The organism is Streptomyces sp. NPDC004561 (assembly GCF_053602155.1).
Map to the genome: position 1 here is coordinate 1 of NZ_JBSGDB010000864.1, position 1,768 is coordinate 1,768.

General features: G+C 76.0%; 1 protein-coding gene. It reads right to left on the reverse strand.

Features of this window, described 5'->3' with window-relative positions; translation table 11 throughout:
* Positions 1 to 445 precede the first annotated feature (445 nt).
* Positions 446 to 1,768, reverse strand: a 1,323-nt coding sequence (locus ACWEN3_RS46200; RefSeq protein WP_452984396.1) for an acetate--CoA ligase family protein, incomplete at its 5' end; no start/stop codon positions are given.

Here is a 1,768-nt window from a genome sequence, read left to right on the forward strand (position 1 = left end):
CCGCGCTGCGGGGTCGGGCGATTCGCGGGGGGCGGCGGCGGTCGGGGGCGGGGCGGCGGTCGGGGGCGGGGGCTTGGTGGGGCGGGGCGTTCAGTGGGGTCGGGGTGGGCGCTCGGAGGTTGCTGGGAGCCGGACTTCGGGGGTGGCTAGAGGTTCGACAGGGCCAGGTGGACGGTGGGTGGCGATTCGGTGGGAGCCGGACTTCGGAAGTGGCTAGAGGTTTGATCGGGCCGGGCATTCGGGGGTCCTGGCACCCGGTGGGAGACGGACGATCGGGGAGCGAGCCTGGACTGGCGGTCTATAGGCCAGGAACTCGGTGGAACCTGGCGGTCTACGGGACGGGCATTCGAGGGGGCCTGGCGGTCGACGGACCCAAGCGCCCCGGGAGGGCCGGTCCTTCGGCGGGACTGGGCGTTCGGCACGACCCGGCGCGCCTCGCGGAGCGTCAGGCGAGGACCGCTCGGGAGTCCAGGGCGAGCACGCCGTGGGGGCTCACCAGCAGGGGGTTGACCTCGATCTCGGCGATCTCCGGGTGGGCGGCGGCGAACGCCGTGATCGTCTCGACGGCCGCTGCGGCCGCGGTGACGTCCACCGCGGGCCGGCCGCGCACCCCGTCGAGCAGGGCGGCGGTGCGAAGTCCGCGCAGCAGCATCAGGGCGCGGTCGGCGGGTACGGGGGCCAGGGCGAAGGCGACGTCGCGCAGGGTCTCGGCCTGTACTCCGCCCAGCCCCACCATGGCGACCGGGCCGAATCGGGGATCCCGGTTGACGCCGACGATCAGTTCGACGCCGTCGGTCAGGTCCGCCATGGCCTCGACGGAATAGGAGGAGGCGCCGAGCCGTGCGTGCATCTCGCGGAAGGCGTCGAGCAGTTCGCCGGCCCCGGCCAGACCCAGCGCCACCCCGCCCGCGTCGGACTTGTGCAGCAGGTGGAGGGCTTTGAGGACGTAGGGACCGCTGAAGTCCTCGGTCGCCGCGAGGAGTTCCTTCTCGTCGTGGATCTCCCGGGCGGCGGGGAAGGCGAGTCCGGCCGCCTCCAGGGCTCCGCGGGTCTCCAGGTAGCCGCTCCGGTGCAGTGGCGCCGCGGGCGGCGGAAGGGGCGCGACTCCCGTGCGCGGTGTCCCGGGTGCCGTGGTGGCGAGGGCGCGGGCGGCGTCCTCGGTGGCCGCGAAGACCGGGATGCCGGCCGCGGCGAGGGTGCGGCAGCTGGGCGACCGGGGATACATCGACTGCACCACGAGGGGCTTCGCGCCGGCCCGGTGGCGGGCCGCGATGAGGCGCGCCGCCTCCCGCTCCCCGTCCGCGAGCGCCGTGCCGCCGCCCCCGAGTCCGCCCTCGGCGGCCGCGTAGCCGCCGAAGTAGCCGGTCATCAGGACGGCGTCGACCTCCTCGGCCGCGAGCAGCGCGGCGACGGTTGCCGCGTACGAGGCCGGGTTCTGCTCGCCCATTCCGGCGAGGTCCACCGGGTTGGCGACGGCGGACTGCTCCCACAACGCCTCCCGGAGGCCGGCCCGGGTCGGCTCGTGGAGTTCGGGCACGGTCAGCCCGGCCGCCTCGACGGCGTCGGCGGCGTCGACGCCGTGGCCGCCGCCGTCCGTGAGCACGGCGACCCGCCGGCCGGCCGCCCTGCGTCCGCCCTTCGACGCGGCCAGGGCGACGGTGAGTTCGCGCGGGGTGGCGACCAGTTCCACTCCGGCGTCCACGGCGGGCGGCAGCGGCTCGGGCGCCCGGTGGGCGCGGCCCTCGCGCAGATGCAGGGCGACCTCGCG